We start from the raw sequence: 22,668 nt of genomic DNA, 5'->3' as shown, positions 1-22,668 counted from the left end.
CAAGTGGCTCTCTTTTCTCCGATTTAACTGGCTCACAAAAACGCGATTTGTCTGGCGCAAAAACAGCGTTTTTGTGGCTCTTTGAGAACGCCGTCTGCAATTTCTCTCAAAATCCCATTCGGGCTCAATTTCTTATTTTAACTCTCCATAAAACCATAAGTCATTTACAAATGTCCCATCATCAATAATTGTTTCTCGATAACAAATCTCACATAAGGATGTTTTGATATTACGCTCTTCACAAAACGAATAATTCTGTTCCATTTTTTTCCAAAATTGTTCAGGACCTGTTCTATCCCAAAAATGATTATAGTAATCTTCATCATAAAAAATGATAATTTGAGAATTCCAATAATAAGGAACTGCTATGACAGCAACAACTTTACAAAATGATAATTCAATAGGTTTTTGAAGAATGAATTTTTCAGTAGTACGTATCCAAGCTCTACAAAATTCTGTCTTTATTTTTCCTTTAGTTTTTAGACTGTCAATAAACGGATCACTTGGCACATGAAAATGTTCATAATCACCATCTATTTCAAGAAATGGAGTGAACTCGTTAATGTGTTTAAGTAACATTTTTAGTTTGCGATCTTGACCGCGTGGTTTCTTTTTATCCACTTCTGTTCCCCTTTATAGATACCCTTTTACATCAGTATATCAGGTCAACATAAACTACGGCAGTCGATAATTCACAATTAAATGGCGTTTTTTCAAATAAAAAAAGACACTCTCCAAAAATTGGAAAGTGTCTGAAATGTTGATATATAAGGATATATTAACGTTTTGAGAACAGAACTTACTGTCAATTAAGAACTTAACTCCATAAGAATCCTTTTATATCAAGGATTCAGTAGCATTCATATTACATCAAAATCGATAAAAAAGGATTTCTATAGACAGTATTTGAACCAATTTGAACCACGATAGATGTTTGTTGAATACAAAGCCTATTAACTCCCTTTTGCATAATGTTTATGTGCTGAACTAGCTGGAAACGGCTTAGGTTGTAATTTAAAGCAATTATCTAAATCTAAGTTAATAGTCGAAACTAATTCTTCTGGATACAAGATTTCTGTATCTTCTGATCTAGCATCAAAGATTAAGAGAATCCCTTGACGTATTGCATTACTTGGATTCTTTCTTCCTCTTTCATTCGCCTCTGTCAAGTAATGGTATAATTGCCATGCACCTTCGATTGCTCTGTCTCCATTGTATACTGTAAAATTTCCTGTTTCAGTTATAGATTTTCCAAGCCACTTTATCTCAAAAATGTAGACCTCCTGTTCAGTATTTGTAACCCATATATCATATCTATCTCCGTCATCATTATACGTCTCTTTGAGAATAGTATCAGAACAATTATTCCGTAAGTACAGACTGAAATCTATTTGAAATTTCTTTTCAGGCTTATTTATTAGTATATTAGGATCGTCCTTAACTTTACCTTTCCACTCTTTGGGACAAGTAGTATTCTTTAATAAATATCGTTCCATTCTATCATTTTTTATATGATCTTCATAGAATTCTTTCAATAATTCTTTATAGTATTCAATAGATAACCATTTTTTCCCACTAATCAAATTATAAACATTGCTCTCATTACTTTTCAGTAACGGAACTCCGTCACCAAAGGCATCTATTCCTTTTTCAGAAAATAGTAGAATTATAGTTTTGTTTTTGTAAGACTGGACAGTTGCATCTTTTCCTCCCACTTTATCAAGATCATAATTTTCATTTTTAACCTCGAATCCACTACCATTCATCACACAATTTAACTTTACTGACTTATAAGGACTTTTTAGTGCCTCTTTGATATACCCTTCAAAGAGTTTTTTTAAATCAAAATTTGCTTTATATTCCAATATATCATTCAATTCTATTAATATTGAAACATTATGTATTTTAAAACTTTCCCATTGTTCTATAAGTTTCATATACATATGCAAGAAATATGGTGTGTCCATTTTATTGTTGTATTTTCCAAACAAAGCGTTTCCGATTGATAACACTGGACTATCTTTTAAAACATTATCTATTTGGGGGCCATAACACTCTTCAAAATTCATCATTGGTCCCCCTTATATTTTCTAAAAAGCACATCAAAATACATTAAAAGAATCTCCAGATCATCATTTTTGTCCAGCTCATCTTCCTTTAATCCTCGGCTTTTTAAATATAAAAAGAATTCCTTTGAAACATTCCTTGCTGAGTCATCTGATATTATTCTACCGTTATTATTAAGCGTATTCATATTAATAACATTTGGATCAACTTTTACTAATTTTGACAAAAAACTTTCTCCATATAAACTTAGTGCTTTTACGATTATTTTAAACCATTCATTTTTGGCCTGATTCATGCTAAGATTAAAAATGACTGTTTCGCATTTTCCAATTCCTTGGTTACTTATCTTGTAACTCTCTTCTATGCGATTTTGATATATTTTTCTTTTAACTAATTCTAAGTCTCTTTTCACTAGTAATTCTTGCAAACTTTCAGATATTTCATTATTATAAGGACCAAATATTGTGTTAGAAAAATCATACTCCCATTTACTATTTCCTATAAAAATAGGTCCTAAAACAGCAGAAAAATACAAAACTCTTTGATAGCTTACTTTATTTGCAGAATCCCACCCATTTTGATTAAAATAATAGGAAATAATTAGTATGTCATCTTTTATTTTATTTTTTGTATAGTTCATTTTGTTTTCCTCGATTATTTTATTTGAGATATTTCTTCTAATTTTTCTTCAAACACTTTATTGTAATTTTTTTGAATCTTTGTTAGGTTTCCTTTTTCTAACATGTTCAAAATCCGAGAACTTGAATCTTCAACTCCTGAAAAAACTTGATTTAAAAAATTAGAACTATTTAAATTAGAAGTGAAAATAATATTATTTTTAGATTCAGCAAAAATTGTGAACATTTTTGCGACTTGTTCTTCATAAGCCAAATCCAAACTTCCTTCCGGTGTTTCTGTTATAAAGAAAGTTTTAAACCCTTCTATTTCACCACTCAAAAAATCAATAATAGCCATTCTGAATGCCTGATCTAGAAAAAATCTCTGAGATTCAGAAACAGAATGGATACTTCCTCTTTCGAATCCTGATATTTTAGGGATGAACATTATCTGAGGAATGAATCTTTTTTTACTTTGCTTGATAGTTAATTCACAATCAACACCCAAAAATGTGCTTGCATACTTATTAAAATAACTAGATATTTTAGCATTCAGTGATGACAGGAATTGTAAAAAATCTCTTTGAGTGGCTTTCAACTCAATTTCTGCTTCTTTTCGCTGTTCATATATATGATCCACTTCTTCTGTCAGCTTATCAGCCTCATCATCTAAATTTCTTATCATCAGTTCGTAAGTATCTTTAGGAGCTTCTTCCGGTAAGCTTTCTGTCAGTCGTGATTCAATTTCAATTAGGGAAGATTCACTTCTAATAATTTGATCTGAAATAGTCTTTAAGGACTCCGAAACTACATCTATATTAGCCTTTATTTCCCTTAATTCGGAGTTTTTATTATTAATGAACAATGAAAGTTCATTTTTTGAAGAGTATAGATCATTCATTTTTTCCACATCATCACTATTAAAATCTACTTCTTCTTTAATCTCACTTCCACAAATAATACAGCAGCGTTTTTCCTTTCTTTCAATGAATTCTGTTTTTAAAGATTTGTCTTTTGCGCCACATGTCAAACATTCTCCAGTATTGATTAGGTTCTTCTCAAGAGTGAAATAGTACTCTGGAAATTTTTCATAAATTGATTTATACATACTGGCTTCTAGCTTTTCTTCCTCAGCTAAAACTTGTTCAATTTTTTGTTTTCCTTCATTTCTTTCACCAATCAATCTACTATATTCCACTTCTAAATTTTCTAATGTATTTTTCAGCTCATCAGATTCTTCATGAAAATCTTCAATATCACTATTCAATTTATTTTTTAAAATTAGTAAGTCATCAATGTCCATTTTTCCATCGTTTTCGTTATCCAAAATATCATCTAAATCATCTGCTACTTTTTTTCTTTCTTCCTCGAGAACATTAATTCGTTCGCGAATTATTCTTCTGTCCTCACTTCTATGTCTTCCTGCAGTATCTAAAGTACTAACTCTTTTTTCTAATTCCATTATTTTTGTCTGAGTTTCTTCATCCAGTAATAAAATTTTTAGTATTTCATCTTGGCTACTTACTTCCCAAGCAACATTCAATCGTTGTTCATCAAAAATAAGGAAAGTTCGAATGATTTTTTGAGCAGAAATAAAACTTGTAACTCCCATTAGTTCAACGAGAATAGTGTTATATTGATCTTCATTAACATCACTTTGTTTTCCATCTATTATCAAAGATAAGATTCTATCCTCCACAAGACTTCTTTCAATAACAATTTTTGATTTTTTAATAGTGTATTCCAAAATAACAGACGCTTGAGTATTATCTACATTCGGGTCACATCTATCATAAAAATATGTTGTATTTTCCTTGACAACTTTAGATTTACTATCATTCAAACTAAACCCACATAAACAGTAAAGTATCATTTCTATAAATGTTGTTTTTCCGATTCCATTTATTCCGAGCACAGCATTAATGCCTTCTTTAAATTCATATGAAAACGTTGGTTGTTGTTTATAAAGCGAAAAATTCTTAATATCAATTTTTATTAATTGAGGCAACCCTATTTCTCTCATTATTCAACCTCTTTCCATTACTTTTTTAGTACGATTACTCCTTCTAACAGCTTTCCAACCATTTCTCTTTGCTGGGGACTCGGATTTAGATATCTAGCTTCTCGAATTTCTATTACCTCAAAACCAATGTCTTCAGCTATAGATGCACAAATATCTAATGTATTTATTAAAACTCCATAATATGCAGAGTTCGAGACATTAAAATAGACCATTCTATCTTTTTTTAACTTTTTAAACATACCTTCAAAAATTTGCTTAATATCATCAAAATAAGCTTGTACCATTAGTACAATTTCATCATTCCAAGATTCGCCATTCTGACTAGCATCTACTAATTTGTCTACTGTATCGCTTAATAATTCATTAGACAACTGAAAATTATTTTCAAGTTTTAACTGAACATGAGATCTCAAAGTTTGAGATCTTAACTTTCTTATATCAGAAAGATTTGTTAAATATCCTAAAGCTTTTAATTCCAACATGTATGAATCTGTGTAATCCCTAGAATTTAGATATGGCGGTGAAGTAATTATTAAATCTATGGAGCTATTTTCTATCTTTTCATTAATTAGTGTCCGCGAATCACCGAGATAGAGCTTTTGACTATTATCACAATTAAGTTTCTTATTTTGGGTTTTAATATCTGGTAATATTGTTTTTTCAATAATTAAAGAAAAATGATCAAACACTTCTTGTTGAGTGTACTCATTCTGTTGCCAATGCTTTTTATAAGATAAGCATTTGCCATTTCTATATAAATTGCCAAACTCTAATAAAACATTCGCTAAAACAACAATATAAATATCTCTATACTTTTTAGAATGCAACTCTTCAATTGCAAGTATTATTTTTTCTACTGCTAAAAAAACAGGTTTATTTAGATTCCACTTCTTTTTACCCTCGCTCTCCACAAGTGTTGAAAAATCACTTATATTAGATACTTCGGAGTCACTAATAGTACTAATAGTTGTTAGCATGCGCTTCAAGTGTTTTTTAATAGTAGCAGAATTGTAACTGTTAGCTTTTAATTTCGCATTTGACAAAGTATACATAAATGGATTAACTTCAAACGAATAGCATTCAATATTCATACGTTGCAACTCTAATGCTGTTGTTCCGCTCCCTGCAAAGGGTTCCAAACAATTTCTAGGTACAATAGTTTGCTCTGATATTATTGATTCTATAAACTCTCTAGAGTATCCCTCTACAAACGGATACCATCTATGAATCGGAACTTTTTTATTTTTTCCAAATTGCATTATTCTGCCATAATATTCCTTATAATCTATGTAATTATACACAAGCTCACGCTTCCTCTACAAAAATTTCTTCTATGCTATTATAGCCTAAAATACTGTCAACATCTTGATAAATTTTAAAAATGATTAATCCACTTTCTTTAAATAAAAACCAGCTAATCGCAATTTTTTTGAACTTAGAAGTAGCTGGTTTCTTCTATTATGATTGTATAACTCCTACTCTAATTTGTCCTTTTCACATCCGAAGTATCCATAAATTTTGAAGATACTACTTCATAAAATGCTGGATACCCATTTGATTTGTCCTCTTCCTCTAACTTTCCTTCATCATTTATTCGGAACATTGTAATCGTGTCTACTTGTAATTCACTATGCTTCACACGAACATAGGCATAACCTTCATTATTTTCTACGATCAAATCATACGGAAACGAACTTCTTCCCATACTAAATTGTTTGTCTAAAATAGCACTAACCCATTCTTTTAATTGTTCAGATGTTAAATTTTTTGTATCAATATTTGTATCGGACTTACTTTCAGCTAATCCCGATTGTTCATCTAAAGGAGAATAGTTTTCAGCTTTGGCTACTAATTTTGCTAAGTCATTTTTATAATTACCAAATTTTATTTCCATTTCTTTTAGACTGTAATTTTGTGATGATTCATCACCCGCATTTGAACGTGAGGTTACCGTTATCAGGTCGCTATCGAAATGAAATCGTTGAGTTGAGCCCGTAGAAGAAAAACTAACAATTATATCTGGTAGTAAACGTTTTGATAATTGTATTTTTGTCGCATGTCCTGTATCTTCTTCGTAGGCACTTGTATAATCAGTAATTACTGTATCAATAGAGCGATTTTCGCCTTCTGGAGTGATAAATATCGCCACTGCGACTTCTTCGTTAGTTAATTCATTCTCTGAAGGGGCGACTTGATTAGTATCTTGTTCACTACTAACAGAACCAGAAATATTTTTTGTTGAACTAGCGCTTTCAAATTTGTTACTAGTCTGTTTTGAATCCTCCACCACTGTATTAGTATTTGAATTTTGGCAGGCCCCTAATAAAAGGCTGATCGCAAACAGCATGCTTATAGTAATTTTTTTCATTACTCATTTCTCCTTCAGTAATATTAATTAAATTTTATTCTACTAATTGTTATAATATCACGCTTCGTTTTTTCATTTGTTTTCTCCCTTCAATTATGGTAAATAAAAACACCTAAAGGTACAAGGGTACCCCTAAGCGCTTTCTTTATAATTTAATTGGTATGCTAGTTACTTCAAAACATTATGTCGTATACTCCTAAGACACCATTGTTGACTAGAACAGAGTCAAGGTAGTTCTCAATCCATTTTGTAGCTTCCGCTTCGGAGTTGAAGAACTTGGTTCCTATTAACACTATTGCTAGTTTAGTTAGTTTGTTGACTAAGGTTTTCATAGGATATTATCCCCTCTCTAAAGGTGAAGAGCTAGTCTTGGGATTAAACCTCCCAAGACATTACTCCGTAAGAACCACCGATTCCTTGCATTAAGGCTTGGTCTGCATAGTTGTCGATAAATGATGTTGCTTCTGCTTCAGTTGCGAACAAACGACTTCCACGTGCAATGTTCATTGATTGGTCATCACCTTCGTATGCAGTGAACCATACAGTGTATTGTAATTGTGGCTGAACTGGTGTTTCTGGCTCCGTAGGCTGTTCTGGCTGTGTTGGAGTTTCTGGCTGAGTCGGTGTTGATGGTTGCTCTGGCGTTTGTGGCGTTTCAGGTTGTGCAGGTGTTTGAGTTGCGCCACCGTTGTTTACTGCGCCTAAACCGTTATCCACAGCACCTGCATTACCGCCATTGTCTGTAGCTGGAGCTTGGGTTTGAGAACTGCCTTGAGCGCTATTGTTAGCTGTTACAGTTCCACCTTGTGCTACTGATTCACCTGCAGGTTGGTTTGGAACAACTTTGTCTGATTCTTTGATTGGTTGTTTATCTGTTACGACACCATTTGCGTCTTTCACTGTTACAACGTTACCATCAAAAATCATTTTGTTTCCTGCGTAAATTAAGTTGTAATCACCAATACCGTTTAGTGAAGCTAATTTGTCCATGGTTAAGTTTGTTGCTTGAGAGATCATTCCCAAAGTATCACCCCACACGATGGTGTATTCTTTTTTACCATTAACATCAGCTTTAATTTGCTCAACTGTCCGAGCTGTCCATTGTCCGTCAATCTCAGATGCTTGTGCATCCCCCGTTTTGATTAACAACATTCCACCTAGTACTACGCTACTGAATAATAATCCTTTACCAATGTTTTTCATCTTGTTACCTCCGTATTATTTTCTTAAAAATTTATTTGACATGACTATATTCTAGCATTCGTTTTACTTTAAGTAAATATTGTTGTCTAAATAAATACAATAGTCTATATAAAATAGATGGAGTATGCAACTACAATTACTTATAAACTGTTATGGAGGTATTGTAGTGGCTCGAAATGTATTGGATGAGTTGGGAAATAGGATTCGTGAGTTACGAATAGGTAAAGATATGACTCAGCAAGAGTTAGCTGAGAAGAGCGAACTAAGTTTACCTTTCATAAACTTGATTGAAAATAACAAGCGGAATGTTTCTTTAGAAACTCTGGTCAAGTTATTAAAAGTGTTAGAGGTCTCTTTAAGTGATTTTTTCCTGCCTTATTCTCAAGAAAATGATGAACATATGGCGTTTTTTTTATCGCTACTACAGCAGTCACCCAACAAAGAACAACTTGTAGATTTATTTATACAGTTTCTTATGCTCTCAGAAAAATAAATCAACCCATTTAATTAAAAATAATTGAATATAGAACAAAAAAACTAAGGATTTCTATTTAACTCCCTAGTTTTTTGTTCTATTTATTCCTAACATTCATTTTTATTTATTGTAAGTCCTTTTTCCACTAGATAAGATTACATACTTACTTATTCAGCTCAATAAAAAATTCATTGAGTTTCTTTTGAAAATGGTAATTTCCTTTATTTTTCTGGAGTATTTCTTTATTTTTTTTGTAAATAGAATTGATATAAGACCCCTTGAAGTCTTTGTCATTTCCCATGTATATGCTTACAGCTACCTCTTCAAAAAAATCGACTACAGTAGAATGATCTTCTCCTAATACGTCATGCCAGTATAAAGTGACATTATAAAGATTTTCTACAAATGCTTCAAGGTATAGTTCGTCAAAACTGGGAATTAATAATCTTAACTCTTCTACTAAATCATCATCTAAGGTTCTACTTCCATCAACTACTTTCCCGAATCTCTCATAATCATACCAATAGTCATTTTGTGTTTTATCAACAATATATTTATCATAAAACGCCTTCTTGTTGCTACCATTATTCTTTATAGCTTTTTTTAAGATTAATGGTATTAGATTATCCCCTAATAAAGAAAGGGGGTTATATTCATTTTTTATAATTTGAATATTTGATCTTATATTCTCTCTATACACCTCATCAAAATTATTATTAGGCATTAAAAGTGCAAGTTCTTCCTTCACTTCATCCTTTAAAAGTTTTTTTCCAAATATAATTTGTTCGAATTTATCATAATCAGAAAAAAGATGCTCATATTCTTCTGCTGCTTTCCCCTTGATAAATTTATCGTAAAAAGTTCGCTGGTCATTTCCATTTTCTTCAATAGTACTTTTTATTGTTTTACAAAAAGCTGAAGTCTTTATTTTATCTATAATTTCCTGAATATGCTTGTCCAAAAAAAGTTCACCTCTACTACATTATATCATTTTTGTCAAGTCAGTCTAGATGATGAAAAAATATTATTTTACACTGACTGTTGATTGTTGACGCTTTCGTCAATAATGTTGGCATAGCAACAAGAAAGAGGTGATTCATGTGGAGTGAACACATAACACATCATTTGTAACACATTAAAAATAGGAAAAGAGGAAATCAAAATGGAAACAAAAACTTTTGTCGTAACAGCAGCTTCATTTAAACCCACTAAAGAATTCGGTTGGATTCGTGTAGCATTACCAAATTCTTATCAAGCTAATTGGAAAGAAATGGGTATGCATGTCAATAAAAATTTAGCCGATCTATTCACCGAGCCAGGGTTATTCTCGTTAACTTTTGAAACAACAATGAAGTTCGGATCAATGCCACAATACACAGTTGAAGATGCTACACCCATTTTACTTTTTTCGGAGGTAAAATAATATGTTGGTTATTTTACTTCTCTTCTTAACATCTAGTTGCTATGTCTACGCTCAAAGAGAACGTCTATACGATTATTCGAATATCTGGATAGGTTTATTCCTATTGTATTTACAATCTTTCTTTGAGATCGCGTTATGGATATATCACTTCTTGAAAGAAGATTCTAATTCTCAGCCATCGTTTTATCAAACAACTAGAAATGACTATTCTTTTTTGCTAAAAAATGTCATTGTCCCTGTTTTACAAAAAGAAATTCAGTCAACTAATACCTTGGGAGATAACATTAGAGAATGGCATCCCTCTCAAAACTACAATGTTTTAACTTTCAAACGCCAAATTGCACCGTCAGATCAAAATTCACTTATACAAGAGCTGATAAGTAACAAGGAATATATAATTGGTCGTTTAAATGATAGTTTTTTTGAATTGAAAGATTTAGGTGAAACATCTTTTTCGCTCAATGTGAAACACTTGGAGCTAATCAATGGAAATCTAACGCTGATTATAGAAATGTCTTGGGGGAATTAATAATGGTACTTGCATTCAATCAGCTTGGGACACCCAAACGCATACTGTTGGACTTAACGAAACATCCCCACGTCATTTTTGTCGGTTCAACCGGTTCTGGGAAAACGTTTTCATCCCGATATTTCATAGCAGCCTTAAGCGCTCAAATAAAAGATTCTCAATTAATCCTTTGTGATTTCAAGGGGGATGCTGATTTCTCAGCGTTCTCTGATTTCCCCTCAGTCTATCGATACCAAGAAGTAAAGCAGGGAATTAATCATTTTGTTGAGTTGTTTAGATTGCGACAAACAAATGATTCAGTAGAACGAACACCGCTATTTCTTTTTATTGATGAATGGGCAGCTTTTCTAACCCTTTTAGATAAAAAAGAAGCTGAGCAGTATAAGAAACTCCTTGCTGAACTGCTCATGCTAGGACGCTCGTTCAACATTCATGTTATTTTAAGTCTCCAAAGGGCTGATGCTAGTTATTTTTATCAAGGAACTAGAGATAATTTTCCTATCCGTATCGGACTAGGAAAACTATCTAGAGAATCTAAAACAATGATGTTTCCTGATCTTGAAAACTATAAACCTCTTGGAATTGGTAAAGGCTATTTACAAATTTCTGAAAATGATCCTATTCAAATTGAAGTTCCTCAATATTCAATTTCTCAAGCAGAAGAGTTAATCAAAATATGCCTAAAACGAACTAGTGAGCTGGCTAAGAGATAAGAAACCACACCAAATATTTTTTCAAGCGGGCAACTGATCCGAAGGTATAAGTTGTCCGTGAAGAAAAAATATTTGAGAGTGTCAAATCTACTAAAGCCTTACTACTCTTTGGCGGAGGGCTTGTTATCCCGCCTAAAATTAAGATTTCCAGTGCCAAAAAACATTATGAAATTGAGGTAATAAAATGAAAACAAAAAAAGCCAAAAGTATGATGATAACTCAACAAGTAGAATACCTTCCTTCTGATATGAAAACGACGGAAGATTGTTTTATAACTATCATGAATAAATTAGAGCCTTTAAAATGTGCGGTTATTCTTCATGATAAAGATGTAGATGATGACGGTAAGGCTAAAGCTCCCCATATGCATATTATGGTGACCTTTGAGAATGCCAGAAGCTTAAAAAGAGTGGCTACTCTCTTAGGTATTAAGCCGCAATATATTGAGCAATGGAAAGGTGAATCAATAAATGGCTACTCCTATCTCATACATGCTACAACAAACGCTGAAAATCAATATCAATATAGTACTGATGAAATCATAGCTAATTTTGATTTTGATGAATTGATGGAGCAAGCGCGAGAAGGTATCAAACGCAAAACTAAGATAACTAGCGCAAAAGATGAAATCATTATACGGGCTTACTTAGATGAATTAAAAAAGGGGCCGATTACTCTCAAAGATGTTGAGGAAAGACTCACAGGCTCACAATATGCTAAAGCAAAAAATAGACTTGAAAATGTTTGGCAAAAAAGACGACAAAACCTAGCGGAAGCGTGGCGAAAAGAAATGCTTGAATCAGGTCGCTCAATTGATGTTATCTATATTTGTGGGCAATCAGGGGTTGGAAAAACACGGTTAGCAAAAGATTATGCTGAAAAATCTGATAATGATTATTTTTTGACTGGTTCAAGTCGTGATCCGTTCCAACTATATGAAGGTCAATCAACTATTATTTTGGATGAGCTCAGACCTTCTACTTTTCCTTATAATGATTTATTAAAGATATTAGACCCCTTTAATACCAGTTCGAATGCGCCTAGTCGCTATTTCGACAAGATGTTAACCGCTGATTTAATTATCATCACCTCACCTTACAGTCCGAAAGAATTCTATCGGCGCATCATTAAAAGTGATAAGCATTTTGATGAAAAGATAGATAGTTATTATCAGCTTGCAAGAAGATTGGGGCTAGTCATGTTACTAACAAAAAATTTCATGCAAGTAGCGTTCTTTAATGAGCAAAAACGAGATTTTATGCTAGATAGCTCAACAAAAGAAGCAAATCCCTATAAGGAAGACAAGGTAAATAATATCCTGAGTCAAAATGAAAATGCTGAAAAACTTTTTAAAGAGATAGTAGAAGCATTTAGTTCCGATAGCAACATAGATCAAGAGAATTGTAAGAAAACACTAAAAAAACAAACCGCCCTTTTTGAAACTCATACAAAATTAGAGGTCACAAAAAAGGTAATTAAAACAAAGAATGAAAAAGGCCCCATCATCAAGCCGACCAAAGCAAATGATGATGAGACACAAAACGAAGACAATTAGAAAACACTGTCCGAGATATATTATATCACAGTGTGAAATTGAAAGAAGAGAGAGAAACTTATGGAAATACACTATAAAAAAACATCCCCCTATCTATTAACGAGAGAACAAGCTTCAAATTTTTTAGGAATTGATCCTAAATCTTTTGATAAATATATCCGCTCTAATGATGAGCTAGAACGATTTATGATAGGTAGACAAGAACGCTATACGATTGAGTCACTTTCTCGATTCATTACCACTCACTCAATTTAAAACCGTTAAGATGGTTGATTAGATTGCTTATACTCGCTACAATAAGCGTGTATTCAACTAGCATCTATCAACCATTTTATTATGAAGGGAAATGATAGTATGCCTAGTATCATAAAAAGAGGAAAAAAATATAGAGTCCAGATATCGCTTTACAAACATGGACAACACAAAAAGTTGACTAAAACTTTTGAGTCAAAACAGGAAGCGAAGCGTTGGGCTCTAGAGAATGAATTGGAGAAAGGAAATGGTAAACAGTTAGCAGAACGAACTACTTCGTTTGCTGAGTTCTTTGAAAATTGGATTCACATTATCAAAAAGAATGACGTAAAAGAAACTACTTTTCAGAATTACCAGAGAACATCAAATATCGTAAAGAAATTATTCGGAGATATTCAACTGAAAGATTTGAATGATATTGTCGTTCAAAGAAAAATCGATGAATATGCAAAAACTCATTCTCGCAAAACAACTCATGAAGTTCTATTAAAAATCAAGACTGCATTACGTGATGCCTATGCTCGTGGCTATCTTGCAACAGACTTTGCCAATTTAGTAAAGACACGTGGGGAAGAGTTAGAAAAACGAAATAAAGCTCTATCTATTACTGAACTGAAAAAATTACGAAATTACGTCATTCAGCACACAGACAATGAATTTAATATCCTTGTATTACTGGCATTAGAGACTGGTATGAGACGTGGAGAACTTTTAGGAATTCGACCAGAGAATATCTTCAAATATGGGATAGAAGTACGACGATCCATCAGCCCTACTTCTGAGGACACTTCTTTAAAGACAAAGAACTCTAGACGAGATGTATCAATTAATAAAGAAGTTTTCGCTATTCTGACCTCCGTTCCAGTAAAGGAAAATGGATATTGCTTTGATCCTGACGGTTTTCATCAATCAGCTGATTTAGCAAAGTTGCTGAAAAAGCTAGATATTCCTAAAACCACATTTCATGGTTTACGTGATACTCACGCTTCTTTTCTATTTTCACAAGATATCGATATCGCTTATGTGTCAAAACGTCTAGGACATATCAATATCCAAACAACGCAAAACTATTATCTTGAATTAATGCCAGAAAAAAAGCACCAGCAAGATGCCGATGCTTTAAACCTCTTAAATTCTTTGTCAAATTGATAATTTGAACCAACTTGAACCAAAAAACTCTTGAAAACGTTGATACAATAAAGAATTGATTAACGTTTTGAGAACTGTGAAGCTTTACGGGCTTTCTTAAGACCTGGTTTGGTAGAAATGTCATTTAGATAGTTTTAAATGCTTTTATACCAAGTTTTTACACCCTGTCAACTTTGATCTAATATCAACCAAATTCAATAGGTTTTAGATGAATGGTGGGGATTCACACATAAAAAAAGCGAGTCATTGGTGTATAATATGATAGTTTTTAGTACTAGAAGCAACTATTTAATATACATAAAATTAATCATTTGCCTACAGATACCTTAAAGTGATCTTATCATTTTTTTCATCATAAATTATAAGTCTTTTTTCTTTAAACAAATTAGCAAGACTTAAATAATCATTTGGAACCGTCCTTTGACCTTTTTTATTAGAAATCATCGAGACTAATTTTTCTATATTTTGCTCATCCCTTTGAACTTCATTTAACAAATTGATACTTTCAATCACTAGCAAATCAACTTTTTCATTCTCAACAGATTTTTTCAAGAAAATAGAGATAAGATTTATCGAATACTCTATCGAAATTTCTTCATTGTGCAATAATTCAATTAAATATTTTTTTCTTAAAGTGTAATCTTCAAAATTATTTAACACTTGAATTACTTGTGCTTCATTCCAAGATAACATTTCAGAGTATAGCGTTTCTTTTTTCTCAGAAAATAGAAATTCTAGTATTTCTAAATTGCAAACACTAATATTTCCAAACGAATACTTAACTTTGTCCCACTTGTACAGTATTTGTAATTTTTCTATTGAAGATATTTCAGTTGTAGTTTCTAAGATATCATCATATTTTTTTACATATTTCTCAAACAACTCAGCATCCACATTCTCATTTTCAAAAAGAGCTCGATATACGGAGTGTTTAATTTGTTCATCTTGATCCATATCCTCAATGTTGTTGTACAATCGATAAAAATCAAAATCCCGATGTATTAATATTTCATCTATAATTTCGATCTGTTCTTTATCTTCAATAGAGATAGATTCACGTAAATACTGCAAATTTAAATATGAGTTTTCATATAGCATAGTGTATTTTGAAAAAATTATAAGTTTTGAAAAGCTCAAATTTAGATCATTCAATGAATGAAAAACTATTGGATTGAACTGACTCATAAATTGTAGCGCTTCATCAAAATCATTATCACTTAATTCACTAAACAAAAAGGATAAGATTGCCTTATCCCATCTTTTTTCTAAGCTAAAAGATAGATTTTCGTTTTTCTCTATATAGTCAAATAAACTAGTTTTGTTTTCTAAAGAATACTGTACATATGGTCCATAATCTTCTATTCGATTGTTTTCAAACTCAGAAAGAATGAACTCTACATTCTCAATACTATACTCATAGATATTACTCTCATATATACGTGACAACAGTGCATCATTCTTAATATCTGAAAGTAATTTCACCTTGATGTCTTTCTCTATTTTGTATGCTACGAAAACGATTACTGCACTATTCTCATCTAAATTCGGTGTAAATACGTTTAAGTTTCGGTTGAATTCTTCGAGCCACCTACTATTATCAAATTCTTCTTCTTCAAGAATGAGATTCTCATATTTATCTAGAATAAGATTTAAAAGTTCTAAGTATCCATTTTTTACTTTGTCAAAGATAAACATCAATGTTTCGTCTTCTGTCATATCAGCTATTTCGAGAATAATTAATTCTCTATACAACTCTTCCTTATAATCCGTTTCCAGCAATAAGAGACTATTTTTTAAAGAAATTCGAGATAATATACGTTTAGCATTATCACAGTTTATATCTACCCAATCAATTATCTGCTTAAGGCTATTAGAATTCTCTACTTGAGATATATTTTCAAAAAGGAAATTGACTTTGTCCACATCTTGTTCAAATTTTAAAAATTCATATATAAAGCCTTCCTCATTAACTGCATTAATTAATAATTTATTGGCTTTACTATTTAGTATCTTTTTTGTGTATATCCAACTAATAAGATAAACATTCAAACCATTATGATTTATGATTTTTTCTTCCTTCATTTTTGATAAGATCGTTGCTGGGTCATATAATTTCAGAGTATATAAATCTGTTCTATTTTCTAAAAGATTAAAGTTTTTAATAAAGGTTGCATCGTTAACCTCCAAATAGTTGTTTGAAATATATATATTATAGTCGTTCATATCTAAAATATTTTCAAGAATCCCTAATTTAACAAAATCTATATCTAGAAAATCTTTAATTGAAAAAACAAGCTTATTTGGATCGCTTTTTCTTCTATTTTCAACATCTTTGATAATTCCTTTAATTAATTCACTTTTATCAGAATAATACAAAGAAATAGTCTTTGAAATACTTTTATTACTAGAGAATACAGGAGTTTTACTTTTTCTTCTATATTCTTCCGAAGAAAAAATATAATCTATGTTGTTAGACTCAGTATCTTCTAATACATCATTCAATTTCATTACAGCTCCATATGAATTATACAAAATAGACTCACCATAATGAATACGAACATCTTGAATACCAGATTCCTGTTTTATCTCATTCCAAAGTTGTTCCAAAGTTGTAATACTTATATGAGTACTACCATTTTTTCTCGCACCGACAAGCAAGCATCTTGAAAAAAATTCTTCTTTCCGCTTCTTTTCTATATATTCATATTGATCCTTATTGTTATAAAGCTTTGTGATGAGATACATATCTTCAAATACATCATGTATTATTTCATAAAAATTGTAAAAACGACTTTTTAATATTGTAAAATAGAATAATTTTAAATCACTAAACTCTTCTTTATCACCAATATCTATAATTTCTTTCATAATTTGATAATCATTAACCACATCAATTAATACCCTAGGAGAACTGATATACTGAGAAATCATGAACAAATCTTCATCTTTCATAGATTCATCACTGACTATGTTAGGAAATGTCCTCTTTATGAATTCATAGCTGTTTTGATTATCCATAACCGGTGTAATGTTTACAGCAAAATCAAAAAATTTTGTTACATTATCCTTAAAGTCAGACTGATATATCTTATTTATATCTACTTTATCTTTCTTTGAATATTCTGAAAACAGGCTATTTCCAACTGCATAGACAAACTTATAAGAATTATTTTCATCACTACCATTAAGTAAATTATTTACTTCCCTTAACTGCTGAAAAATTTTTATATTTTCATACCTATCGATATCTTCAATTATAAGTAACAAATTTCTGTTTTTCCTTCTCAAAAGGTAGATCAGATATTCTAAATAATCAAATTCATCACTCTTTATGACATCTGTAAACTTTTCAAGTTCTGCATCAACAGTCGATGCAACATTAAATTTACTAATCTTGAATCCCGATAGAAGTTTTGGATATAAATAAAGTATGAATAGCACTACAATTGCTATCAACAGAAAATACTGTATAATTTTGAATATTTCTAGTGGAATCCCATAATTTAAAACATGGTTTACTACTGGTAACTTAGCTAATACCTCTGTATTCATGAAGAAAACAAGCAAAAAACAAAAAACAAATAGTGAGATAAAAGCTAACGATTTGCGATCAAGTTGTAATGATCTAAACTTTAAAATATTGTGCTCCAAATCTTTTTTTGGGTTTTGAACAATTTGCTTAATTATATTATTCAGTAAAATTAAACTATCTGTCTCATCATTTTTAAGTGTCAGTAAAGATATGTTTATCACGTCATATTTATTGTTATCTATTTCATTTTCTACATAGGTTCCAATAACCGTACTTTTACCAGTTCCATAATCACCTATAATACCTATATTATTGATTTCATTCTTTTCAGTAAAACAATAATCCAACGCCTTTTTATAAGTCTCGTAATTCTTTACTTCCTCTTTCTTATTTCTAGGTTTTAATGAAAAAAAATTCATTATCTCCTCTCCTCTTCTATAGGCACGTTTGCTAAATTCATAAGTGCTCTAAATCTGCATTTACAATACCAATTAGTATTGCAACTACATGGTAAGTATAAAGTAAATGATTAAAATATTTCTCCTTACCTAGCCTTAATATTTTCTAAACAAACAATATACCCTGCGAAATCCCCCCAGCGTTTTCTTTCTTCCGGCAATCTAAGCTTTTCCATCCAGTCTCCATTCAGCTCTAGTTGTTCTCCTCGTCTATAAAACGCCTTTAAATTGATCATGAACGTATTGTGAAGACTGCTTCTTAATTTATCCTTCTCTTGCTTTTCTTCTGTCGAAAAATAGTTCCAATTAGTTCTCATTTTAGAATAGGCTAAAGCTGAATTTACAACATCTTTCCACGATTCATGTAAAATATCGTCTTGATTCTCAAGTACCTTGAAGATTGAATTATAAATGTCTAATGAATCTTCAAATGATAATGAGTCTTCCTCTTTCAAGTATCTAATGTAATCAAACATGTAACTACCTCCTCATTTCTTTATAACCAACTATACATTTAACTTGATAGCCTTTTCAATAGTTTTTTTATAACACACTATATAAATAAGCCATCTCACAGCGAGACGGCTCTCTATCTCAATTAATTTCAATAAAATAGTCACCTACAACATCACCACTAGAATTAATCAAAAAATCTTTCCCCAGCTTTTCATAATCGATATAACTTAACAAACTACGTGGCACTTCATAATAGCCCAATGCCACCAAGGAATGCCCTACCTTCTCATATTTACTTAGATTTTCACTTCCACCTAAATGAATAATGTTCACTTCTTTTCCATCACAATCAGCGATATACTGAACCACTTCTTCTGGATAACTCATATAATCCCTCAATTCATCATATTTTTCAGCTAATCGCTGTGGAAAATCATATTCACCTATCGAAAATGGTGCATCATAATCAGTAATGAAGTATTCCTCATAAGATTCTCCATTTTCATCTATGAACTCATTTCCAACATAGATCGTCTTATACGCTGCTTCCAAGTCTTTTTCATCAAACGGAAAATGAAGATACACACCCAACAATACTCCTTCACGATATGCCCTTAAGTTCGTAAGATACAGCCAATGTTTACTGTAACCACCCACTCTTTTTCCATCCTGTCTTTGCATCATTTCTTGTGTTACAACAATTTTTTCCATGTCAATTCCGCCCTTCTGTTTTTGACCATCCATTTTGTTTCGAGCTGAGGCATCTTTAAGAACTTGATTTTGATTTAGTTTTCAAAAAGCCTCGTATCGATTTTGAGTGGAATGGTTCATTTTGCTTTTTCGCTGTCGGCGCAATTGACACAGCAATGTTCTTTTGTAATGGAAAGGGGCAAATTCATTTGAGCGGCTTTGCCCGACCCTTGCAATGGAAAAAGGTTATTGCTAAATTGCTTCTGCCGATACGAAAAAGTGAAAGGAATCCTTCATCAAAGCGCACGAATGGGAAACGAAATTTACGAATTAGCAGTTTTATGCAAAATAAAAAACCGCCAATATTGACGGTCTCTGCAATCTATTTTTGATCCAGTTTTATAATTCTTTCAATAATATTGAGTAGTTCATCTTTGTTCTTTGATAAAGATAGAGCGTGAATAACAGCAGCTTCTCTATTTGTTGTTGTTCCAAAAGAAAAGAAAGCTGGATAATCTTCATCAAGCGCTTCGATAATTTTTTCCAGAGTACTTATTTGAATGTTTGCAGACTTCCCACGTTCAATCCTACCCAAGTACGAAACATCAAAGCCTATTTTCTCAGCTAACTGTTCTTGAGTCATGTTTTTAGCAGTTCTGAGTTCTCTAATACGATTCGCTATTTCCTGTTCTAATTTCATAATGACTATCCCCTCTAAACTCTCTCAATCAAGATTAAAGGTATTTCATCATTTTAGTTAGAATCTATTAATCCTTTAATTAGATATAAAACAGACTAATAAGTCCTTTTTAAGGTATAATTACATTAGTTACTAATTAAAAAGGGAGTGCATACAATGAAGTCTAATAATGGGTATGTTGGGGGAAAAGAAGAAGTTCTAAACTATTTATACAAAAAGCAGAAACTTACCGCTGCCGTTCAGGATGCGAGGTATGAGTTATCTGTTGCCAAAAATAATTTTATAGAACTCAAAAGGAAATATAGAAAATACTTTGCATTGATGATCATCGTTCGCTTTTGTGTAGGTTTATTACTTCTTTCTAATAAGGTCCTGCTAGACATTTGGGGCGCAGTTTGGTTGATAGCGTTAATCGCATTAATTGTTTTGAGAGTGCGTGTCGGGAAACAAGCAAAGTTAGATATTCAAGCTGCAACGCAAAATTTATACAACGAACAAAATGATAATAATTATCTTGCAGGTATGAATGACTTCCCAAAAAAATTTTATTCTTACTGGACTATTGATCGTCTAATAAATCTGATAAAAGAAAATCGTGCCTTGACCCTTCAAGAAGCTTTTAATATTGCAGAGAATCAAGATTTCCAAAATGATCAATTAGCTTTACAGCAACAAAATCTTGCCGTTGCAAAATCAACAAACACAATGGCTTCTATATCAGCCGCAGCAAATGTTGGAACCTTTTTAAATACTCGTAAAAAATAGGAGGCAATCTATGAAGATGAAAAAGAAATCCTTAATCATTATTGCAGTAATCGTAATCATTGGTGTCATTGGCTTCTCACTATACAATAACTCAAAAAAATTGAAAGGCGAGTACACTGCTAAAGTCCATTTGCTTTTAATGGAGTCAGAAAGCTCGCTCATTTTTGATGGAGATACCGTCACAGAGAACACAAATGGTAAAGAAAAAAATAAAGGTATTTATGAAATTTCAGGTGATCAACTTCAAATAAAATTAGGCGATTACAATATGACTGCTGAACTTTCAAAAGATAAAAAATCATTTGTTATCAAATCGGCTGAAGGGTTGGCAGGTTTAGCGAATGGAACAAAGTACACGAAAGAAGGTAAATAGCATGAATAAGAAAAAAGGGATGGCTATTGCAATAATCGCTATCCTTGCTGTCTGCGGTGGATCATACGGTGTTGTCCATCATAACAACGAAGTACAAGCACAACAGAAACAAGAGGCTCTGATCAAGAAAGAAAAAGAAAATCTTGAGTCCGCTAAGTCTGCTGTCGATCAAGCTTATAAGACACGAGACAGCAAAGATATTGAAGCTGCAAATAAGGCGATTGATAAGCTATCTAACAGCCAAAAAGAAGAAAAAGCTAAACTTTCTAAAAGAATGACTACACTTGACGGCTTATTAAAACAACTATCTGAAATTAATTCAGCTCTCGAAAAAGCTAATAAATCAAAGACGGATACCAATATTAAATCAGTCCAAACATTACTCGACAAAGTCACTGATGACTATCTTAAAAATGATAAAAAGATAATACAAGACAAATTAAATACTTTAAAAGCGCAAATTGTGAAAGAGGATGAAAAGAAGAAAGCCGATGCAAAAGCGACAGAGGAAGCAAAAGTAAAAGAAGCGGCGCAAGCACAACAAACTCAGCAAGATCAAACTGCTCAACAAGCACCAAGCATAGATACAACTACAGCACAAAATAATCAGTCATCAGGTCAACCTGTCTATCAAGAGCAGCCGCAACAAAACTATCAGCAACCTGCTTATCAAGCACCCGCGGAACAACCAAATTATCAACAGCCTTCACAGCCAAATAATAATCAACAACCTGCTCAACAGACACCAACTAAACCTACTCCAAGTCAACCTAGCACGCCATCTCAACCAACAGGTCCAAATGGCGGGAATGGTACAGCAAACGGAGCCGGAATCGTCGATAGCCCCGGGGGGTGGGATACAGCCGGCAATGTAGGAATGGGCGAATGGCAATAATAGAAATTAACCCGATTCTCTCTGAGATCGAGTTTCTTTTTTCCATATAGATTTATCTACTAAAAAAACACGAAGCGACCTGCTCCGTGTTTTTGTCTTTACTTATGTACTTATTAACTAAAATCCTCTAAAAATTGAGACTCTGCCTTTTATTTTGCATACGCAAAATAAAAATAGTGAAGCTGCGCCCCATGCCCCATACAATTCATGAAAACTTTTTTTATTCTCAAATCCTTTCTCTAATTAAAAGCTAACTCAAAAAATATTTTTGTCAACTACATTTTTAATCATTTAATATTTTTTTATACTTTAGGGCTGGATTTGAGAATAAGTTCACTAAGACAGAAAGAGGGTGTAAAGATGGATTATAAACCAAAGAAAATACGATTTTAGCAGAACTTCAAAAAAAAAAAAAAAAAAAAAAA

22 protein-coding genes are annotated in these 22,668 nt (G+C 32.0%); 10 read left to right on the top strand and 12 right to left on the bottom strand.

Annotation, left to right across the window (positions count from 1 at the left end; translation table 11 throughout):
* Window positions 1-132: 132 nt before the first annotated feature.
* The 7 genes from E6139_RS22005 to E6139_RS21975 all read right to left on the bottom strand — a co-directional run bounded on the left by E6139_RS22005 (window position 133) and on the right by E6139_RS21975 (window position 8,278).
* Window positions 133-621, bottom strand: a complete 489-nt coding sequence (locus E6139_RS22005) for a DUF3916 domain-containing protein (RefSeq protein ID WP_316405692.1) — start codon at window positions 619-621, stop codon at window positions 133-135.
* A gap of 332 nt (window positions 622-953) precedes the next feature.
* Window positions 954-2,069 carry a hypothetical protein gene (locus E6139_RS22000; RefSeq protein WP_316405691.1) on the bottom strand — a complete coding sequence of 372 codons (1,116 nt, stop codon included), beginning with the start codon at window positions 2,067-2,069 and terminating at the stop codon, window positions 954-956.
* Window positions 2,069-2,707 (bottom strand): hypothetical protein, encoded by a 639-nt coding sequence (locus E6139_RS21995; RefSeq protein WP_316405690.1) that lies wholly within the window; start codon window positions 2,705-2,707, stop codon window positions 2,069-2,071. Before E6139_RS21995 ends, E6139_RS22000 begins: the two co-directional genes overlap by 1 nt.
* 14 nt (window positions 2,708-2,721) lie before the next feature.
* Window positions 2,722-4,707, bottom strand: a complete 1,986-nt coding sequence (locus E6139_RS21990) for an AAA family ATPase (protein ID WP_316405689.1) — start codon at window positions 4,705-4,707, stop codon at window positions 2,722-2,724.
* 17 nt (window positions 4,708-4,724) lie between these two features.
* A complete protein-coding gene (locus E6139_RS21985; RefSeq protein ID WP_316405688.1) occupies window positions 4,725-6,008 on the bottom strand; it encodes a hypothetical protein in 1,284 nt (427 codons plus the stop codon).
* Window positions 6,009-6,187: 179 nt separating this feature from the next.
* On the bottom strand, window positions 6,188-7,075 hold the full coding sequence (locus E6139_RS21980; RefSeq protein ID WP_316405687.1) for a hypothetical protein: 888 nt from the start codon (window positions 7,073-7,075) through the stop codon (window positions 6,188-6,190).
* A 375-nt stretch (window positions 7,076-7,450) separates the two neighbouring features.
* Window positions 7,451-8,278, bottom strand: coding sequence for a LysM peptidoglycan-binding domain-containing protein (locus tag E6139_RS21975; protein WP_316405686.1), 828 nt, complete (start codon window positions 8,276-8,278; stop codon window positions 7,451-7,453).
* Window positions 8,279-8,444: 166 nt separating this feature from the next.
* On the opposite strand from E6139_RS21975, the gene E6139_RS21970 reads away from it, so the two are divergent.
* A complete protein-coding gene (locus tag E6139_RS21970; protein ID WP_316405685.1) occupies window positions 8,445-8,771 on the top strand; it encodes a helix-turn-helix transcriptional regulator in 327 nt (108 codons plus the stop codon).
* 145 nt (window positions 8,772-8,916) lie between these two features.
* On the opposite strand, the gene E6139_RS21965 is transcribed toward E6139_RS21970, so the two are convergent.
* The gene (locus E6139_RS21965) at window positions 8,917-9,714 is read right to left on the bottom strand and encodes a hypothetical protein (protein ID WP_316405684.1); all 798 of its coding nucleotides are present in this window, start codon (window positions 9,712-9,714) and stop codon (window positions 8,917-8,919) included.
* A gap of 201 nt (window positions 9,715-9,915) precedes the next feature.
* Between E6139_RS21965 and E6139_RS21960 the strand changes: the two genes are divergently transcribed.
* From E6139_RS21960 to E6139_RS21935, 6 genes are all read left to right on the top strand, one after another.
* Window positions 9,916-10,176 (top strand): hypothetical protein, encoded by a 261-nt coding sequence (locus E6139_RS21960; protein WP_316405683.1) that lies wholly within the window; start codon window positions 9,916-9,918, stop codon window positions 10,174-10,176.
* Between the two features lie 151 nt (window positions 10,177-10,327).
* Window positions 10,328-10,705: a hypothetical protein gene (locus E6139_RS21955; protein ID WP_316405682.1), complete on the top strand. Its 378-nt coding sequence runs from the start codon at window positions 10,328-10,330 to the stop codon at window positions 10,703-10,705.
* A 2-nt stretch (window positions 10,706-10,707) separates the two neighbouring features.
* Window positions 10,708-11,418 (top strand): FtsK/SpoIIIE domain-containing protein, encoded by a 711-nt coding sequence (locus E6139_RS21950; protein WP_316405681.1) that lies wholly within the window; start codon window positions 10,708-10,710, stop codon window positions 11,416-11,418.
* Window positions 11,419-11,602: 184 nt separating this feature from the next.
* The gene (locus tag E6139_RS21945) at window positions 11,603-12,973 is read left to right on the top strand and encodes a Rep family protein (protein ID WP_316405680.1); all 1,371 of its coding nucleotides are present in this window, start codon (window positions 11,603-11,605) and stop codon (window positions 12,971-12,973) included.
* Window positions 12,974-13,033: 60 nt separating this feature from the next.
* Window positions 13,034-13,228, top strand: coding sequence for a DNA-binding protein (locus E6139_RS21940; protein ID WP_311809152.1), 195 nt, complete (start codon window positions 13,034-13,036; stop codon window positions 13,226-13,228).
* A gap of 99 nt (window positions 13,229-13,327) precedes the next feature.
* Window positions 13,328-14,374 (top strand): tyrosine-type recombinase/integrase, encoded by a 1,047-nt coding sequence (locus tag E6139_RS21935; protein ID WP_316405679.1) that lies wholly within the window; start codon window positions 13,328-13,330, stop codon window positions 14,372-14,374.
* 315 nt (window positions 14,375-14,689) lie between these two features.
* Here E6139_RS21935 and E6139_RS21930 read toward each other — a convergent pair whose 3' ends face one another.
* The 4 genes from E6139_RS21930 to E6139_RS21915 all read right to left on the bottom strand — a co-directional run bounded on the left by E6139_RS21930 (window position 14,690) and on the right by E6139_RS21915 (window position 20,210).
* Complete coding sequence (locus tag E6139_RS21930) at window positions 14,690-18,325, bottom strand: hypothetical protein (protein ID WP_316405678.1); 3,636 nt, start codon at window positions 18,323-18,325, stop codon at window positions 14,690-14,692.
* Window positions 18,326-18,450: 125 nt separating this feature from the next.
* Window positions 18,451-18,840, bottom strand: coding sequence for a hypothetical protein (locus E6139_RS21925; RefSeq protein WP_316405677.1), 390 nt, complete (start codon window positions 18,838-18,840; stop codon window positions 18,451-18,453).
* Window positions 18,841-18,958: 118 nt separating this feature from the next.
* Window positions 18,959-19,531, bottom strand: a complete 573-nt coding sequence (locus E6139_RS21920; protein WP_316405676.1) for an antirestriction protein ArdA — start codon at window positions 19,529-19,531, stop codon at window positions 18,959-18,961.
* 361 nt (window positions 19,532-19,892) lie between these two features.
* Window positions 19,893-20,210, bottom strand: coding sequence for a helix-turn-helix transcriptional regulator (locus E6139_RS21915; protein WP_316405675.1), 318 nt, complete (start codon window positions 20,208-20,210; stop codon window positions 19,893-19,895).
* 156 nt (window positions 20,211-20,366) lie between these two features.
* Here E6139_RS21915 and E6139_RS21910 point away from each other — a divergent pair, with 156 nt between their 5' ends.
* From E6139_RS21910 to E6139_RS21900, 3 genes are read left to right on the top strand one after another with little or no spacing between them, the layout of a single operon-like run.
* Window positions 20,367-20,975 (top strand): hypothetical protein, encoded by a 609-nt coding sequence (locus tag E6139_RS21910; RefSeq protein WP_316405674.1) that lies wholly within the window; start codon window positions 20,367-20,369, stop codon window positions 20,973-20,975.
* Window positions 20,976-20,985: 10 nt separating this feature from the next.
* A complete protein-coding gene (locus tag E6139_RS21905) occupies window positions 20,986-21,348 on the top strand; it encodes a hypothetical protein (RefSeq protein WP_316405673.1) in 363 nt (120 codons plus the stop codon).
* Between the two features lies 1 nt (window position 21,349).
* On the top strand, window positions 21,350-22,243 hold the full coding sequence (locus tag E6139_RS21900) for a hypothetical protein (RefSeq protein WP_316405672.1): 894 nt from the start codon (window positions 21,350-21,352) through the stop codon (window positions 22,241-22,243).
* Window positions 22,244-22,668 lie beyond the last annotated feature (425 nt).

Source organism: Enterococcus sp., from assembly GCF_032555305.1.
Lineage (GTDB): Bacteria > Bacillota > Bacilli > Lactobacillales > Enterococcaceae > Enterococcus_A.
This window is presented reverse-complemented; position numbering and strand designations above follow the sequence as displayed.

Excerpts from the sequence above, each read along its gene's own strand:
- E6139_RS21975 (WP_316405686.1), bottom strand. The coding sequence starts at position 8,278 with ATGAAAAACATTGGTAAAGGATTATTATTCAGTAGCGTAGTACTAGGT.
- E6139_RS21950 (WP_316405681.1), top strand. The coding sequence starts at position 10,708 with ATGGTACTTGCATTCAATCAGCTTGGGACACCCAAACGCATACTGTTG.
- E6139_RS21940 (WP_311809152.1), top strand. The coding sequence starts at position 13,034 with ATGGAAATACACTATAAAAAAACATCCCCCTATCTATTAACGAGAGAA.
- E6139_RS22000 (WP_316405691.1), bottom strand. The coding sequence starts at position 2,069 with ATGAATTTTGAAGAGTGTTATGGCCCCCAAATAGATAATGTTTTAAAA.
- E6139_RS21915 (WP_316405675.1), bottom strand. The coding sequence starts at position 20,210 with ATGAAATTAGAACAGGAAATAGCGAATCGTATTAGAGAACTCAGAACT.
- E6139_RS21960 (WP_316405683.1), top strand. The coding sequence starts at position 9,916 with ATGGAAACAAAAACTTTTGTCGTAACAGCAGCTTCATTTAAACCCACT.
- E6139_RS21920 (WP_316405676.1), bottom strand. The coding sequence starts at position 19,531 with ATGGAAAAAATTGTTGTAACACAAGAAATGATGCAAAGACAGGATGGA.
- E6139_RS21925 (WP_316405677.1), bottom strand. The coding sequence starts at position 18,840 with ATGTTTGATTACATTAGATACTTGAAAGAGGAAGACTCATTATCATTT.
- E6139_RS21935 (WP_316405679.1), top strand. The coding sequence starts at position 13,328 with ATGCCTAGTATCATAAAAAGAGGAAAAAAATATAGAGTCCAGATATCG.
- E6139_RS21930 (WP_316405678.1), bottom strand. The coding sequence starts at position 18,325 with ATGAATTTTTTTTCATTAAAACCTAGAAATAAGAAAGAGGAAGTAAAG.
- E6139_RS21900 (WP_316405672.1), top strand. The coding sequence starts at position 21,350 with ATGAATAAGAAAAAAGGGATGGCTATTGCAATAATCGCTATCCTTGCT.
- E6139_RS21995 (WP_316405690.1), bottom strand. The coding sequence starts at position 2,707 with ATGAACTATACAAAAAATAAAATAAAAGATGACATACTAATTATTTCC.
- E6139_RS21910 (WP_316405674.1), top strand. The coding sequence starts at position 20,367 with ATGAAGTCTAATAATGGGTATGTTGGGGGAAAAGAAGAAGTTCTAAAC.
- E6139_RS21945 (WP_316405680.1), top strand. The coding sequence starts at position 11,603 with ATGAAAACAAAAAAAGCCAAAAGTATGATGATAACTCAACAAGTAGAA.
- E6139_RS21980 (WP_316405687.1), bottom strand. The coding sequence starts at position 7,075 with ATGAAAAAAATTACTATAAGCATGCTGTTTGCGATCAGCCTTTTATTA.
- E6139_RS21990 (WP_316405689.1), bottom strand. The coding sequence starts at position 4,707 with ATGAGAGAAATAGGGTTGCCTCAATTAATAAAAATTGATATTAAGAAT.
- E6139_RS21905 (WP_316405673.1), top strand. The coding sequence starts at position 20,986 with ATGAAGATGAAAAAGAAATCCTTAATCATTATTGCAGTAATCGTAATC.